Source organism: Corynebacterium sp. ACRQJ, assembly GCF_022346045.1.
Taxonomy (GTDB): domain Bacteria; phylum Actinomycetota; class Actinomycetes; order Mycobacteriales; family Mycobacteriaceae; genus Corynebacterium; species Corynebacterium evansiae.
Window position 1 is genome coordinate 21,283 of record NZ_JAKRMT010000007.1, and the last position, 16,267, is coordinate 37,549.

14 protein-coding genes are annotated in these 16,267 nt (G+C 65.5%); 13 read left to right on the forward strand and 1 reads right to left on the reverse strand.

Annotated elements, in window-relative coordinates; genetic code table 11:
- Window positions 1-136: 136 nt before the first annotated feature.
- Entirely contained in the window at window positions 137-1,255 is a 1,119-nt protein-coding gene (locus MHX52_RS05390; RefSeq protein WP_239317007.1) for a DUF3515 domain-containing protein, read from the reverse strand.
- A 61-nt stretch (window positions 1,256-1,316) separates the two neighbouring features.
- Here MHX52_RS05390 and MHX52_RS05395 point away from each other — a divergent pair, with 61 nt between their 5' ends.
- The 13 genes from MHX52_RS05395 (at window position 1,317) to smc (ending at window position 16,257) form a co-directional block, all read left to right on the forward strand.
- Window positions 1,317-2,291 carry a thiamine-phosphate kinase gene (locus tag MHX52_RS05395; protein ID WP_239317008.1) on the forward strand — a complete coding sequence of 325 codons (975 nt, stop codon included), beginning with the start codon at window positions 1,317-1,319 and terminating at the stop codon, window positions 2,289-2,291.
- Between the two features lie 9 nt (window positions 2,292-2,300).
- Complete coding sequence (locus MHX52_RS05400) at window positions 2,301-3,011, forward strand: uracil-DNA glycosylase (protein WP_239317010.1); 711 nt, start codon at window positions 2,301-2,303, stop codon at window positions 3,009-3,011.
- 76 nt (window positions 3,012-3,087) lie between these two features.
- Window positions 3,088-4,623, forward strand: a complete 1,536-nt coding sequence (locus MHX52_RS05405) for a DAK2 domain-containing protein (protein WP_239317012.1) — start codon at window positions 3,088-3,090, stop codon at window positions 4,621-4,623.
- A 3-nt stretch (window positions 4,624-4,626) separates the two neighbouring features.
- Window positions 4,627-6,792 carry an ATP-dependent DNA helicase RecG gene (locus MHX52_RS05410; RefSeq protein ID WP_239317014.1) on the forward strand — a complete coding sequence of 722 codons (2,166 nt, stop codon included), beginning with the start codon at window positions 4,627-4,629 and terminating at the stop codon, window positions 6,790-6,792.
- Window positions 6,793-6,832: 40 nt separating this feature from the next.
- On the forward strand, window positions 6,833-7,045 hold the full coding sequence (locus tag MHX52_RS05415) for an acetyl-CoA carboxylase biotin carboxyl carrier protein subunit (RefSeq protein WP_239317015.1): 213 nt from the start codon (window positions 6,833-6,835) through the stop codon (window positions 7,043-7,045).
- Between the two features lie 54 nt (window positions 7,046-7,099).
- A complete protein-coding gene (locus MHX52_RS05420) occupies window positions 7,100-7,669 on the forward strand; it encodes an RsmD family RNA methyltransferase (RefSeq protein ID WP_239317017.1) in 570 nt (189 codons plus the stop codon).
- Window positions 7,670-7,679: 10 nt separating this feature from the next.
- Window positions 7,680-8,165: a pantetheine-phosphate adenylyltransferase gene (gene coaD / locus MHX52_RS05425; protein ID WP_049050432.1), complete on the forward strand. Its 486-nt coding sequence runs from the start codon at window positions 7,680-7,682 to the stop codon at window positions 8,163-8,165.
- A gap of 59 nt (window positions 8,166-8,224) precedes the next feature.
- Window positions 8,225-8,980: a DivIVA domain-containing protein gene (locus MHX52_RS05430; protein WP_070487696.1), complete on the forward strand. Its 756-nt coding sequence runs from the start codon at window positions 8,225-8,227 to the stop codon at window positions 8,978-8,980.
- Between the two features lie 18 nt (window positions 8,981-8,998).
- A complete protein-coding gene (locus MHX52_RS05435; protein WP_049050434.1) occupies window positions 8,999-9,541 on the forward strand; it encodes a DUF177 domain-containing protein in 543 nt (180 codons plus the stop codon).
- 39 nt (window positions 9,542-9,580) lie between these two features.
- A complete protein-coding gene (gene rnc / locus MHX52_RS05440) occupies window positions 9,581-10,315 on the forward strand; it encodes a ribonuclease III (protein ID WP_049050435.1) in 735 nt (244 codons plus the stop codon).
- Window positions 10,308-11,174: a bifunctional DNA-formamidopyrimidine glycosylase/DNA-(apurinic or apyrimidinic site) lyase gene (gene mutM, locus MHX52_RS05445; protein ID WP_049050436.1), complete on the forward strand. Its 867-nt coding sequence runs from the start codon at window positions 10,308-10,310 to the stop codon at window positions 11,172-11,174. Before rnc ends, mutM begins: the two co-directional genes overlap by 8 nt.
- Window positions 11,175-11,272: 98 nt before the next feature.
- A complete protein-coding gene (locus tag MHX52_RS05450) occupies window positions 11,273-12,748 on the forward strand; it encodes a sodium:alanine symporter family protein (protein ID WP_239317019.1) in 1,476 nt (491 codons plus the stop codon).
- 20 nt (window positions 12,749-12,768) lie between these two features.
- Window positions 12,769-16,257 carry a chromosome segregation protein SMC gene (gene smc / locus MHX52_RS05455; RefSeq protein ID WP_239317021.1) on the forward strand — a complete coding sequence of 1,163 codons (3,489 nt, stop codon included), beginning with the start codon at window positions 12,769-12,771 and terminating at the stop codon, window positions 16,255-16,257.
- The last annotated feature ends 10 nt before the right edge of the window (window positions 16,258-16,267 follow it).

Below are 16,267 nucleotides of genomic sequence, written 5' to 3' on the forward strand. Positions count from 1 at the left end.
GCGCGGGGCTGCGGATGTGGAGCGCGGGGCTGCAGATGTGGAGCGCGGGGCTGCAGATGTGGAGTGTGGGACTGCAGAGGTGGCGTGTGCAGGGCCGCTACTGCTGGACCTGGGCGGGGCGGCTACGGGCGGGCGGCTACTGCTGGGCAGCGGTGGACTGCTTCTCAGTCTGCTTGAGGGAATCGGAGATTACGCTGGTCACGGAAGTGATGACCTCCTCGCCGGCGGATTGTGGCATCGCCAGACCCACAATTTGCTCCCGGCCCAGGGCATACCAGTGGCCCATCGTCGACCCGCGCGACAGCGAGGGATCGGAGAACCATGGAACATCATCTACCTGGGTCAGGTTGGCCCCCGGCTCATAGGCCTCAGGCATCTCCAGGCCACAGCGAATGACCACCGGCTCATGTCCTTCGGCCAGGTAAGTCGCCGAGCCGCTGGGAGCCTTGTCGAATACTGACTTATCCACGCCCTCGGGCAGCGCATCGGGGTTCTTCAGGTCGGAGCTACCGGCCGAAATGTGCGCCAGGCGCCAGTCGCCCAGCGAATCCGGCAGAGATTCCAGGAACTTGCGGCACGCTGGGGACTCGGTTGCGCCACCGGACGTGCCACCCTCGCCAGAGTCGCCAGCCTTGTCGGAACCACTGGAACCGCCAGCCTTGCCGGAACCACCGGAGCCGCCAGCCACCGGAGCCTCGGATAGTGGGTAGGGGGCGGGCTTTGCTGGAGAGTTGGCGTCATAAAGAGAAGAAAGAGTAGAACCAACCCCCTCGAGCGCGCTGCCCACGTCGGAAGAAGCCGTCACCGCGACCGCGGGCGAACCCCCGACCGCGTACCAAGTACGCAGGTCAGAGCCCGGGGTGGCATCGGAAACGGCGGTCCAGCGCGCATCGCCAGAAGTAAACACCGGCGACAACACCGTGTACTGATCCGGCACATTCACCCCGCACCGCACAGACAGCTCCGCGCCCGAAGAATCACGATAAGCCGCGGCTCCATCCGGCGCCGGGTCGCGCACCTCCACAGAACGGAAACGATCCAAATCCCGCGGTAGCGCAGCCACGAAATCGGCACACACCTGCGACGATGCCTCTGGCGCATCCACCGGCCCCATCGCCACCGGCGCGTAAACCTTCTTATCCATCGTGATTTTCGCCGCCGCGATCACCACAACAATCAGCAGAATGGCCAGTACCGTCGACAGCACCAGCAGGTACCGCGGGGTGGACACGGGGGAGGTGGATTCGTCACTCATAGCGCATTATCTTAATTAGACTTGTCGCGGTACCCCAAGCATCACTCGACCGAAAGGCTGCATGCGCACTTCACTGACCGTCGCAGAGGCAGGGGAGGCCGCCACCATCGCGGCGATCCGCCAGGCCGCACCGAGTTCTCTTAATGGCGATGACGCCGCAGTGCTGGAACCCACAGGCACCAATTCACGGCACGTGTGCTCGACGGACATCCTCGTTCAGGACCGTCACTTCACCTTCGACTACTCGACTCCGTGGGAGGTCGGGGTGAAGGCAGTGACGCAGAACTTCGCGGACATTCAGGCGATGGGAGCACGCCCCACCGCGATCCTGATGGCGATCGCCACGCCGGGGGATTTGCCGCTGCAGACGGTGGCGGATATCGCGCGCGGCATCGACGAGGGAGCCTCCCCGTGGGCGGCGGAGCTGGTCGGCGGGGACGTTGTGACCAGCAAGGACTTAGTTATTTCCATCACCGCCATGGGTGAAATCTCCGGGCCCGCCGCGGCGCTGACTTTGGACGGCGCGGGCGTGGGGCAGAGGGTCATCGCCAGCGGGCCGATCGGCTATAGCGCGGCGGGTCTGGCGATTCTGCGCCACTATGGCTCCCGCAAGGCGATCCCGGCGAACGATCCGATCCTCAACGAGCTGGCGGATTGGCACTGCGCCCCGCGCCTGGAGCCGGGCCGTGGATCCGTCGCCCGCGCTACGGGCGCGAGCGCCATGACGGATAACTCCGACGGGCTGATCGTGGACCTGTGTGCCATCGCGGAGCGCTCCGGGGTGTGCTTGGACCTCGATGGGGCGGCTCTGGTGCCCGACGAGAAGCTGCGCCATGCTGCGCAGATGACGGGCAAGAACCCCCTGGAATGGATCTACACCGGCGGCGAGGACCATACTCTTTTGGGAACTACGGACGCCCGCATGCCCAGCGGCTACCGCCGCATCGGGACGGTTCGCAGCCTCTCGGATGAGGGGGACTATGTGCTGGTCGACGGCGGGCGCCCGCCGTTTACGTCCGGCTGGCAGTCGGTGTAAGGGGCAGGCGTGAATTCCGTACGGGAGCAGGCGCATCAGCTGATCGAGCGGATCCACCCGGCGTGGTATCTGCCGGGGCTGCAGTCGGTGCTGGAGGGCGCGCTGGCTGAGGGACAGCGGGTGGCCCAGCAGGCGCAGGGGCAGCGGGCGCAGGGGAACCAGGCGCAGGTCCTGCCCGCGCCAGAAAAAATTTTGCGGGCTTTCGAGGCCGACCCCACGCAGGTGAAAGTACTGATCGTCGGGCAGGACCCGTACCCAACCCCTGGGCACTCAGTGGGGCTGGCGTTCTCTGCGGAGCTTCCCGCGGGCGAGCCGCTGCCGAAGTCGCTGAAGAATATCTACACCGAGTATGCAGATGACCTCGGCCTACCGGCCCCTACCAGCGGGGATCTTTCGCCCTGGTCCGAACGGGGTGTGCTGCTGCTCAACCGCGTGCTCACCGTCCAGGCGGGGAACGCGGGCAGCCACCGTGGGCGCGGCTGGGAGGCCATCACCGAGGCCGCCGTCCGCCAAGTCGCCGCCAACCCGCGCTTCGCCGCGATCCTGTGGGGCAAGCAGGCCCAGCAGCTGGCACCGCTCATCGGGCCACAGCGCTGCGTGATGTCCCCGCACCCCTCGCCGCTGTCCGCTTATCGTGGCTTCTTCGGTTCGCGCCCGTTTAGCAGGGCAAACGCGATCCTCGAGGCCTCCGGTGGCGCACCCGTCGACTGGCGGCTCTAGCCCGCCCGCACACCCCTAACGCGCCACGATCCCGCAAACCGCACTGCTGTCCGGCTGGTTCGCTAGGGTAGTGGGAGTGAAATCCAGGAAGGCAGAGGCGCAACCGGTGGCAGAAGCGCAACCGGCGCATCAGGCGCCCGCTCAGCTCGACGCGCGCGTCGTCGCCCAGTGGGCTCGCCTCTCGGCCAGTCGGCTGCGCGAGCAGAGCCAGGCGATCAACGCCCTGAATGTCTTCCCGATCCCGGATTCCGATACCGGCTCCAACATGGCGCACACCATGACCACCGCAGTCTCGGCGGTCGACGCACTAGAGGAAGGCGCCAGCCTCCCCGAGGTCACCATCGCCCTGGCCACCGGCGCTGTTCGTGGCGCCCGCGGAAATTCCGGCCTGGTGCTCAGCCAGGTAATGCGCGCCCTCGCCGAGGCGGCCTCGCAGGGCCACATCGACGGCCCCGCCGTAGCGGACACACTCTCGCAGTCTGTGGGCTTCGTCCGCACCGCAATTTCCACGCCCGTCGAGGGCACCGTCATCAGCGTGCTCGATGCCGCCGCCACCGCCGCGCACGAAGCCGAACCGAACCTCGCCGACGTCGCCACCCGCGCCCTCCACGCCGCCGAGGGAGCCCTGGCCAACACCCCCAACCAGCTGCCCGTTCTCGCCGAAGCGGGGGTCGTGGACGCGGGCGGGCAGGGCCTCGTGGTGATCCTGCAGGCCCTGGTTGATGTTCTGGACGGTGCGGGTCTTATTGAGGACGCCCCCACGCCCGACCACGAGCGAACCCAGCAAGAGGTCGAGGTGATGTTCTTCTTCGAGGGGAACCTGGATGCCCTGCGGGAGCTGCTGGAAGCCCACGGCAATTCGGTGATCGTCGGACCCCTGAGTTCGGAATCCGGCACCGCGCACGTGCACACCAACCGCGCCGGCGAGGTGATCGAGAAGGCCTTTGCCTTGGGAACCGTCACCGATCTGCGCATCGAGGTTCTGCCCGCCGACGGGGAAGCCACCGACAGCGGAAACCTAAGCACACCAGCCCCCGCGAGCAACCAGGCGCGGGCGGAAAGCCAAGGACCGTTCATCGTCGCGCTCACGCCCACCGGCGGAGTCGCGCGACTTTTCGAGGCTGCGGGGGCGGTGGCGGTGGCGTCACCAAACAACAAAACCCTGGGTGAAACAGTGCAGGGGCTGGGCGACGGGCCGGTTGCCGTGTTGACCAACGGGCAGGACGTTGCCGCGCTGCAGGGGTTAGACGGGACGCGAGAGGTCGACATCATCGATACGAAATCGCTGGTCGGCGGGCTGGCGGCGCTGGCGGTGAACGACCCCACCGTGGACTGGGACGACAATGTCGAGGAAATGATCGACGCGGTAGAGGCGCAACGCTTCGCCACGTGCCCGCCCGACACGATGGTCGATACCCTCAGCACCATGTTGGCCGACGGTGGCGAGCTGGTGACCCTATTGTGGAGCGACCCGGCGACTGACCAGACCGCCATCGATGGGCTGAAGGCAACCTTTGCCGAGCTGTACCCAGACGTGCAGATCGACGACCACCACATCGAACTACAAGGCAACGATTACGACCCGTGCCTGGTGCAGATCGGGGTGGAATAGCTCATGCTGGGGTGGCAGGACTCGCGCCCGCTGTCGGTTGCGATCTCCAACGACCGCGCGAAGCGGCTGGCCGATAAACCCGGCATCAAAACCATCGCCGATGCAGTGCTGAATTTCCCCGTCACCTACGCGCGGCTCGGCTCTCCGCAGGGGCTGGACGAGCTGCGAGTCGGGGAGAAGTACACCTGCGCTGGGGAGATCCTCAGCGTGGGGGAGAAAGACAACCACTCCGGGCGTGGGCCCAGAAAATTTTTGACGTTCACCTTCACCGACGGTGTGCGGAGCTTCCGCTCTGCGCTATTCGGGAATGTGGCCTACCACCGGAAGCGAATCAAGCGGGGCTCGATGATGCTGCTGCACGGCAAGCTCTCCGAGTTCAACGGCCAATGGGAGCTGAAGAACCCCAGCTACGTATCCATCCTGCCCGCCATGGATGCGGAATTCGGCATGTTCGGGCCGCTGAAGACAATCGTGGACGTCATGGGCTCCGAGACCGCCGCCCAGGAGCTACTGGCCAAGCCGTGGATGGCCGGCTACAAACGCCGCCCCGGCACCTCCACCGCGGAGATGCTGGGAGTGATGGACCACGTACTGCGGGTGATGGACGAGCCCGGCGAGTTCCTGCCACTCCCGCGCCGCAACCCCGGCGCGCCCGCCTGGCCCACGGATGAAAAGGGCCGCCCGCTGATCAGCTTCGCCGACGCGCTACGGCACATCCACCAGCCTCGCGAAGCCGGCCCCGAACCCGCACGGCGCAGGCTGAAGTTCAACGAGGCACTCGAGCTGCAGCTAGTCATGGCTCTGCGGCGCAATGACGCCACCAAGCGCACCGGCATGGCGCTCGCGCCGGGCGCGAACGTGGAAAAGCTGATCGCGGGGCTGCCCTTCGACCTCAGCGCGGGGCAGAAGATGGCGCTGGAGGACATCGGCTCCCGCCTGGGCGGAACCACCCCGGCGAACCTGCTGCTGCACGGCGAGGTCGGCTCCGGCAAGACGATGGTGGCCTTGATCAGCATGCTCTGGGCCGTGGACTCCGGCTACCAGTGCGCCTTTATCGCGCCGACGGAAATCCTGGCCGTGCAGCACGCCCGCAGCCTGGTGAAGATGCTGGAGAACACCGACGTGCGGGTATCCGTGCTGGTCGGTAGCCAGAAGCAGGCCGACAAGCAGCGCACGCTGCTGGATCTGGTCTCCGGCCAAACCGACATTGTGGTGGGCACGCACGCGGTGATCCAAGACTCGGTGGAGTTCTACCGCCTGGGCATGGTGATCGTCGACGAGCAACACCGCTTCGGCGTGCAACAGCGCAACAAGCTGCGGGAATCCGCGCCGGTGGATGCCACCCCGCACATGATGGTCATGACCGCCACCCCGATCCCGCGCTCCGTGGGCATGACGATGTTCGGAGACCTGACCCCCATCACGCTGGTCGGCAAGCCCGGCGGCCGCGGAGACATCGAGACTGTGGTGGTGCCCGCCGATAAACACCGCTGGGTGCGGCGCGCCTGGGAGCGCATGGGCGAGGAAATCAAGGCCGGCGGCCAGGCCTACGTGGTCGCGCCCCGCATTGAGGGCCACTCCGGTGTGGAGCAGTGGTGCGAGCGCATCGCCACCGAGGAACTGCCCGGCTGCCGCGTGGCGATGCTGCACGGCAAGATGGATCCCGCCGACAAAGACCAGGTGATGCAGGACTTCGCCGCCGGGAAGATCGACGTGCTGGTCGCCACGACCGTCATCGAGGTCGGCGTGGACGTCCCCAACGCCTCCATGATGATGATCCTGGAGGCCGAGAACTTCGGCTTCTCCCAACTCCACCAACTGCGCGGCCGTATCGGCCGTGGGCGACGGGACTCTCTGTGCCTACTGCACACCACCGCTGCGCCGGATAGCCCCTCCTTCCACCGCCTGCAGGTGGTGGCGCAAAGCAACGACGGATTCCGCCTGGCGGAGGAAGACCTGAAGATGCGTACCGAAGGAGACATCCTGGGGCAGGACCAGTCGGGGCGGTCGGCGCGAAGGGCGTCACTACTAGACCTCAGCACCGACGGCGAGATCATCGAATCGGCGCGCGACTACGCAGAAGCGCTGGTGGCCTACGACGAACAACTGGCGCGCTCGCTGGTGGTGGACATCGAGATCGACGACCAGGACTACATCGAGAAGAGCTAGGGGAGAAGAACTCGCCGACCCAGTTGCTAAACTCTGGGGCATGGAAATCTGTGCCCCATTCGCGGGAGTTGTGCACTTCCTCGTCGCCGACGGAGATGCCGTCAACACCGGCGACGCGTTGTGCACGGTGGAATCGTTAAAGCTGGAAGCGCCCGTGCTCGCGCCGGGGCCCGGGGTGGTGCGCAGGACGAACTCGCAGGACTACGTGGATGTGCACGGCGGGGACGTGATTCTGCGGGTCGAGCACCAATAAGGCCGGCACTAGTAACGACCACGAGCAAAAATTAAGGCAGGATTACAAAGCACTATGACACGCATCATCTCCGGAACCGCCCGCGGCCGCAGCATCAAGGTGCCCAGCGAAGGCACTCGCCCCACCTCGGATCGCGCCCGCGAGGGGCTGTTCTCCTCCCTGCAGGTCCGCTTCGGCTTCGTCGACGAGGTCGTGCTGGACCTCTTCGCCGGCTCCGGTGCCCTCGGGTTGGAGGCCGCCAGCCGTGGGGCCAAGGAGGTCACCCTGGTGGATAACAGCGACGCGGCGGTGAAGACCATCAAGGACAACGCGCGCGTGGTTCCCGAGGCGAAAGTGCAGGTGGTGGAGGCGAAGGCGTCATCCTTCCTGGCCGGTGCCCCGCGCAACCACTACACGATGGTGCTGGCCGACCCACCGTACGAGCTCACCGACGAGGCAGTCGCAGAAATGGTGCAGGCGCTGATTCCTGTTCTTACTAGTGACGCCGTCGTGGTGGTCGAGCGCAATAGTGCTTCACCCGAAACCGCGTGGCCGCAAGGCTTCGAGCCGACCGGGCAGAAGCTAAAGAAGCGCACCTACGGAATCGCCCGCTTCGACATGGCGATTTGGCGGGGCGAGGGTTAGGTTAGGTGCCATGCGAGTAGTTTGCCCCGGATCTTTCGACCCCATCACGCTGGGTCACTTGGATATCTTCACCCGCGCCGCTGCCAACTGGGAGGAGGTCGTGGTTCTGGTGACCTATAACCCGAACAAGAACGGCCTGTTCACCGCCGAAGAGCGCATCGAGCTGATCGAGAAGTCCATCGCTGCCATCCCCAATGGGCCTAAGAACATTACGGTCGATACGTGGGACAAGCTGCTGGTGGACTACCTGAACGAGAACAATATTCAGGCGATGGTCAAGGGGCTGCGTAGCTCCCTGGACTACGAGTACGAGCTGCCGATGGCGCAGATGAATCAGCGCCTGTCGGGCGCGGAGACGTACTTCCTGCTGACCTCCCCGGAGTACGGCTACGTGTCTTCCACCTTGTGCAAGGAGGTCGCGAAGTACGGAGGCGACGTCTCCGGGCTGCTGCCGGAGCCGGTTGTCGCGGCGCTGGAGGAGAAGTTCCGCGGCTAGCGCCCGTCAAGGCGTGTCTAAACCTGTAGTTGAGGTCAAGTGATGGCACAGTGGAGGCCATGTACAAGACATTCCAGGGTATGGATGACCTTCAGCAAATGGTGGAGCAGGCCTATGGCGTGCCCATGACCTCCAACTGCATGGTTCCGCGGCGCGAGGTGCTCGACATTCTCGACGAAATGCGCAACGCGATCCCCATTGAGATGGACGACGCGCAGGACGTCCTCGACCACCGCGATGACATTATCGCCGACGCCCAGGACCAGGCCGACGCAACCATCTCCAGCGCCAACTCCGAAGCCGACGCGATCGTGCAGGATGCGCAGGAACGCGCGAACCAGATCCTCCAGGATGCACAGGATCGTGCAACCAACACCGTCGCCCAGGCCGAGGATCAGGCCGACCGCCTGGTCAGCGACGCCCGCCGCGAGTACGAGACGGTCACTACCCGCGCCGCCGACGAAGCTGAGCGCCTGGTCAGCGAAGGTAACGCCAGCTACCAGCGCTCCGTCGACGAAGGCCTGGCCGAGCAGCGCCGCCTGGTTTCTGACTCCGAGGTTGTCCGCAACGCCGAGGCCGAGGCCAACCGCATTATTGAATCCGCCCACGCGGACTCCGACCGCCTGCGCACCGAGTGCGACCGCTACGTCGATTCCACCCTGGCCGAGTTCGAGGACACCCTCACGACCACGCTGCGCACTGTCAACCGCGACCGATCCGCACTGCGCAAGGGCGCTGGTGCCTCCGGATACCAGAACGGCACTGCCGGATACCAGAACGATTCCGACCCCCACGGTTACCGTCAGCAGCGATAGACGGGTAGAAAGAAGGGTATGAGTAACCCCTTCGTTCTTGCAGTCGGCGACATCCCAACTGGACTCAGCGAGCCGGTCGACGCCCAGGGGGCGTCCCCCGTACCGTGGGGCGGCAACATGCTGGGCGTGGCAGAGGGCGCACCCGTCGAAGTTCATGGAACCCTGGCGAACTTGGGCGAGGCAATCATGGCCAACCTGCAGGTCAGCGGCGAGGCCAAGGGAACGTGCTCCCGCTGCCTGCAGGAGCTGTCCACCACCCTGGAGTACTCCATCAGCGACGTCTTCGGCCTGACCCCGGACTTCATCACCGATGACAGCGCCGAGGGCGACGATGCTGAGGACGAGGAAGAGCCGCTGCTGGTGCAGGATAACGCCATCGACATCACCCAGCTGGTCATCGACGAGGCCGGCCTGAACGCACCGTTTAGCCCCGTGTGCGCCGACTTCGGCTCCGAATGCCGCGAGGACACCCCGGCGCCGGACGGCATCAGCGAGGAAGTCGAGGAAGAGGATCGCCCGGACCCGCGCTGGGCCGGCCTGGAGAAGTTCAAGAACCTCTAAAACCCTAAAGAAACTTCAAGAAAGGCAACCCGAAACCACATGGCTCGTAAACGCCGACTGACCGGCGAGGCCGCCCTCAACGCCGCCTATGGCAAGTCCGACCACGCACCGCTGCTGGAGGCGTGGGGCGTGGAGCTGCCCGATGACCTGCTGCGACTGGCGCTGACCCACCGCTCCTTCGCCAACGAAAACGGCCACCTGCCGAACAACGAGCGCCTGGAGTTCCTGGGCGACGCGGTGCTGGGCCTGGCCGTCGCGGAGCAGCTGTACCGCCAGTTCCCGGAGCGCGCGGAATCCGACATCTCGAAGATGCGCTCCGGAGTGGTGAACATGTACGCCCTGGCGGATGTCGCGCGCCGCCTCGGGATGGGCGACTACATCCTGCTCGGCCGCGGCGAGATGCTGACCGGCGGCAAGGATAAGCACTCCATCCTGGCGGACTCCGTGGAGTCCATGCTCGGCGCGATCTATCTGCACCACGGCTTCGAGGTTGCCCGCGCCACGGTGCTGCGCCTGTTCGCAGACAAGATCACCGAGGCTCCCACCACCGGCCTGACGATGGACTGGAAGACCGTGCTGCTGGAGAAGCTCTCCGACATGAAGCTGCCCCTGCCCACCTACGAGGTGCGCGGCGAAGGCCCGGAACACGACAAGACCTTCTATGCCACCGTCACCATCGAAGACCTGGTGACCCACGGCGAAGGCCACACCAAGAAGGTCGCCGAACACGCCGCCGCCAAGCAGGCCGTGCAGAAGCTCAACGAACGTGCCTGAGCTCCCCGAGGTTGAGGTCGTTCGCCGCGGCCTCGAAGAACACCTGGTCGGCCGCCGCTTTACCGACGTCGAGGTCTGTCACCCGCGCGCCGTCCGCTCCGGGGATCCGGAAGTTCTTGTTTCTTTTCTTCGTGACGCCACCGTCACCGCAGTGAAACGCCGCGGAAAATTTTTGTGGTTGGATTTCGGCGAGGACTTCCTGTTGCAAGTGCACCTGGGCATGAGTGGCCAGATGCTCGTGGCCGAGCCCGGCCAGGTGCAATCCCCGCACGTGCGCATCCGGGCGGGACTATCCGATGGGCGTGAGCTGTGCTTCGTGGACCAGCGAACCTTCGGCGAGTGGCGGCTGGAAAAGGCCGTGCCGGATCCGTGGGCAGTGGGGGCCGGGGTGGCGTCACCAAAAAATTTTTTACCCCAGAACGTCAGCCACATTGCTGCCGATCCGCTAGAGGCCGTCTTTGACGCGCAGGCGGTGGTGGAGCGGATGAAGTCCAAGCGCGCGGCGGTGAAGACGGTGCTGCTGAACCAGGAGGTTGTCTCCGGTATAGGAAACATCTACGCCGATGAGGCGCTTTTTCTGGCTGGAGTGCGTCCGCGGCGCAGCGCGGCTCTGCTGAGCAGGCCCACCCTGCACCGGGTGTTGCAGTCAGCGGCGGAAGTGATGGAGCGCGCTCTGGAGCAGGGCGGCACCAGCTTCGACTCGCTGTATGTGAACGTCAACGGTGCGTCGGGGTACTTTTCGCGCTCGTTAAACGTGTACGGGCGCGGCGGTGAACCCTGTAAGAGGTGCGGGGCGCCGATCAAACGGATTGTCTTAGGAGGCCGATCCACGCACTACTGCGCGACGTGTCAGAGGTAGCGGCGAAAGCTTAAAGCTTACTGATCTGCACCGATAGGTGAGGAAAGCAAACATGTCGCAGTTATTTTCTGGCATTGGTTTCGGGTAGATTTCTGCGCATGGAAACAATTGAAAATTTCGTGGCGAATACGCTGAACGAAAATATTTGGAAGATCATCCCCGTCTTCCTGCTCGCAGCCGGCGCCTACTTCGGCATTCGCACCCTGGTGGTGCAGATCCGCATGGTGCCGGACATGTTCCGCTCGGTGAAGGAACCGGCGGTCGGCAAGAGTGGGGAAAACATCTCCGCATTCCAGGCATTCAGCATCTCGGCAGCGTCGCGCGTGGGCACAGGCAACGTGGTGGGCGTGGCTATCGCCATCACCCTGGGTGGCCCGGGCGCGGTGTTCTGGATGTGGGTCGTGGCTTTGGTTGGCGGCGCGACCGCATTCGTGGAGGCCACGCTGGCGCAGCTGTGGAAGTCCCGCGACAAGGATGGCTACGTCGGTGGCCCGGCCTACTACATGACCAAGGGGCTGGGCGCGAAGCCGCTGGCGCTGATCTTCGGCATCGCCATCACCATCACCTATGGCTTTGTGTACAACGCCGTGCAGACCAACTCCATCGCGGAGGCCGCGGGCTCCTCCCTGCACTCCCTGAACCCCAACATCGCGCCCGATGCGACCTGGCTGAAGATCGCTACGGGCCTGCTGGTGGCCGCGCTGACCGCGCTGGTGATCTTCGGTGGTGTGAAGCGCATCGCTAACGCTACCCAGGTGATCGTCCCGCTCATGGCCAGTGCCTACATTCTGTTGGGCGTGATCGTGCTGGCCATCAACATCAGCGAAGTGCCGGCGATGTTCGGCACCATCGTGGAGCATGCCTTGGGCGTCAAGGAGATCGCCGGTGCCACCCTGGGTGCAGCGTTCATGAACGGCATGCGCCGTGGTCTGTTTTCCAACGAGGCCGGCCAGGGCTCTGCACCGAACGCCGCCGCCACCGCGGCAGTATCGCACCCGGTCAAGCAGGGCCTGGTGCAGACCCTGGGCGTGTATTTCGACACGCTGGTGGTTTGTACCATCACGGCCTTCATCATCCTGCTGTCCAACCCGGCCTATGGCGAGGGCGTTCAGACCGCCAACCTGACCCAGAGCGCGCTGTCGGCTCAGGTGGGCGAGTGGGGCACTCACTTCATCACGATCATCCTGTTCTTCCTGGCGTTCTCCTCCGTGCTGGGCAACTACTACCTTGCCCAGGCGAACGTGGAGTACTTCACCAAGTCCAAGACCAAGCTGAACATTTTCCGCGTGCTCGTCGTGCTCTGTGTGTTCGGTGGCGCCATCGGTACCGTCCCGCTGGTCTGGTCTCTGGCCGACACCTTCGCCGCGACGATGGTTCTGATCAACCTCTGCGCCATCGTCCCGCTGGGCGGTGTGGCCATCAAGCTGCTGCGGGACTTCTCCCAGCAGAAGGCCGCGGGCATGGATCCGATCTTCCACCGCGACAGCCTGCCGGAGTTGAAGAACGTCGAGTGCTGGGATGGCACGGACCCGGAGTGCCAGCGCCGCGAGGCTCCCACCGGGGCAACCGCCTAGCTGTTTGATAGCATCAGGCAATGCACTTAAAGTCGTTGACGCTCAAAGGATTCAAGTCCTTCGCGTCCGCGACGACCCTGAAATTAGAGCCGGGTATCTGCGCCGTGGTGGGGCCGAACGGCTCCGGAAAATCCAATGTCGTAGATGCCTTGGCCTGGGTCATGGGGGAGCAGGGCGCTAAGACTCTGCGCGGCGGGAAGATGGAAGACGTCATCTTCGCCGGAACGGGGGATCGCAAGCCGCTGGGACGCGCGGAAGTCACACTGACCATCGACAACTCCGATGGCAAGCTGCCCATCGAATATTCCGAGGTTTCCATCACCCGACGCATGTTCCGCGACGGTGCCTCGGAATACGAGATCAACGGCGCCAAGGCCCGCCTGATGGACATCCAGGAGCTGCTGAGCGACTCCGGCATCGGCCGCGAAATGCACGTGATCGTCGGACAAGGCCGACTATCACAGATCTTGGAATCCCGCCCCGAGGAGCGCCGCGCCTTCATCGAGGAGGCCGCTGGTGTGCTGAAGCATCGGCGTCGAAAAGAAAAGGCGCAACGCAAGCTCGTCAACATGCAGGCTAACCTCGACCGTCTGCACGACCTCACCGACGAGCTGCGCAAACAGCTCGGGCCGTTGGCGCGCCAGGCAGAGGCCGCGCAGAAGGCCTCCGCCGTGCAGGCCACCATCCGCAGCACGCGCGTGCAGCTGGCCGCGCACAAGGTCAAGCAGTTATCCGAGGAGCTCAACGACTCCACGCGCCGCAGCGAAATGCTGGCCGAACAGCGCGCCGAACTACAGGCTGAGCTGGAAGAACACAGCGAGACCCTGGCCGTCACAGAGGAAGAACTGCGCACCGCCCTGGAGGAAGCCGAGGCGGCCAAGAACCTCTGGTACCGGTTGTCCGCGGTGCAGGAGAAGAACTCCGCCACTTTGCGCATCGCCAGCGACCGCGCGGAGCAAGCGCAGGTCGCCGAATGGTCCGGTCCCGACCCACAAGAGCTGCTGGAACGCGCCGAGCGCGCCGCCGAGGAGCAGGCCGAGCTGGAAGAGAACGTGGAGATCGCCGCCGAGAAGCTGGAGACGATCGCCGAGCAGGTCGCCGAGGCCGAGGAGGCTGCCCGCGCCGCAGAACAAGAACACTTCGCCCAGGTCCGCGCCATTGCCGACCGGCGCGAGGGCGTGGTGCGTCTGCTGGCCCAGCATGAAGCCGCCGCCACCCAGCGCGATAACGCCGCCGCGGAGGTCGAGCGCCTGCAAGAAAATGCTGCCGAGCAGCAGGAAACCCTCGACGGCCTGATGGAGGACATCACCGAGGCGGAGGAAGCCCTGCGCGAGACTGAGGCCTCCGGCGGTGACCTGGAGGAAACCCGCGCCCAGGCCGACCGCGAGGCCGCCGGCGCGGAGGAGCGCGCCGAACAGTTGCGCGCCGAGCAGCTGCAGCTGGAGCGAGACATCGCCACCGCCGAAGCCACCATCGCCGCCTGGAAGGACCGGCTGACCCCGACCGACGGCGCTGCGGTGGTCGTCCGCGCCGCCGATAAGGAGGGCATCGCCACTCGCCGCCTGGCCGAGCAGCTGCACATTCATGACGGATGGGGTGCCGCTGCGGCCGCCGTTTTGGGCGATGCGGCGAGCTCGGGAATTGTTGCCCCTCTTTCTGACGCCCTCATCTCCGCCCTCACCGATGCCCGCGAAGGCCGCGCGGTGCTGCTCGACCCGGGAGCTCCGGAAGGGGATGCGAGTGCGACGTTCCGCCTGGATACGGACGTCTCCGCAGGCAAGTGGCTGCTGGACCTGATGGACGTGCCCACCGACCTACTGCGCCCCCTGACCGCCCTGCTAGTGGACGTGGTGGCCGTGGGCAGTGCCGCGGAAGCCCGGAAGGTCGTGGCTGCGGACCCTCGCCTGCGTGCGGTGACGAAGGACGGCTCTGTCTACGGCGCCGGGTGGGTCGCCAGCGGCTCCGGCGGGACCACCCCTGTCGAGTTGGCGGATAGGATCGCGGCGGAGACAGAGGGCGTCACAAAGAAAAAGAAGGAACTCGACGACCTGCAGGCTGCACTCTCCGGTGCGCTCGACGCGGCCAGCGACCTGCGTACCGCGGCGGCTGCGGCGCGCGCGGCGGAACAGGAGCACCGGGCACTGCGCGATGCGGCGGCTAAGCGCCTGAGCGCACTGCAGAAGCAGGGCGAGGCCGCACAACGCCAACTGGAGCGCAGCACCTCCGAACAGCAATCCGCCGAACAGCGCCTGGCAAAGGCCACCGAGGAACTCGACGAGCTGGCCGACCGCGTGGCGCGCGTGGACGACGAGGAGCACACGACCGAGCCCTCTTCGGCCGAGCGAGATGCCGCCGCGCTGCACCTCTCGCAGGTCAAGGCCATGGAGATGGAAGCCCGCCTGGCCCAGCGCACCGCAGAGGAACGCGCGCAATCCACCCGCGGCAAGGCGGAGAACCTGCGCCGGCAGGCTCGCGCAGAAGAAGCTGCGCGCAAGCATCACCAGCAGCAACAGGCCCGCCGGGCAGCCGCCCGCGAGATGGCCACGTGCGTGCGCGAACAGGCCCAGCGCATCGCCGAACGCATCGCCGACGCGCTGGCCACCGCCGAGGCCAACCGCTCGCACACCGAGCAGGCGCACAAGCAGTGGCAATCCACGATGGCACAGCAGCGCGACAAGGTCTCCGCGCTGACCGCGCACCTGGGGCGCATGAACGACAACGCGCACTCCGCCGAGCTGGCACGCACCCAGGCGCAGGTCAAGATCGAGCAGGCGGTGGCCGGCGCGATGGAGCAACTGGGGCTCACCGCCGAGCAGCTCCTGGCCGAGGAACTGCCGGAGAACTTCGACGCGGCCGCCACCAAGGCCGAGCTGAAGAAGGCCGAGAAGGCGCTGAACTCCCTGGGCAAGGTGAACCCGCTGGCGCTGGAGGAGTTCAAGGCGCTGGAGGAGCGCTACAACTTCCTGGCCCAGCAGTTGGATGACGTGGAGCGGGCGCGCAACGACCTGCACGAGGTGATTGCGGACGTGGATGCCACGATCCTGCAGCTGTTTACCGAGGCGTGGCAGGACGTCGAGGCCGCCTTCCCGCAGGTCTTCAGCACCCTGTTCCCGGGTGGTGCAGGTCGCCTGGTGCTCACCGACCCGGACGACATGCTGACTACCGGCATCGAAGTCGAGGCCCGCCCACCGGGCAAGAAGGTCAAGCGCCTGTCGCTGCTCTCCGGTGGCGAGAAGTCCCTGACCGCGCTGGCGATGCTGGTGGCGATTTTCAAGGCCCGCCCGAGCCCGTTCTATGTGATGGACGAGGTTGAGGCTGCCCTGGACGACGTGAACCTGCGGCGGTTGATCGCCCTGTTCGAGGAGCTGCGGAAGGATTCCCAGCTGATCGTCATCACCCACCAGAAGCCCACCATGGACGTAGCCAATGTGCTGTACGGCGTGACAATGCGCGGCGATGGCGTGACCAGGGTGATTTCGCAGAGGATGGCTCCCGAGAAGACCGCCTGACCGGTGACGT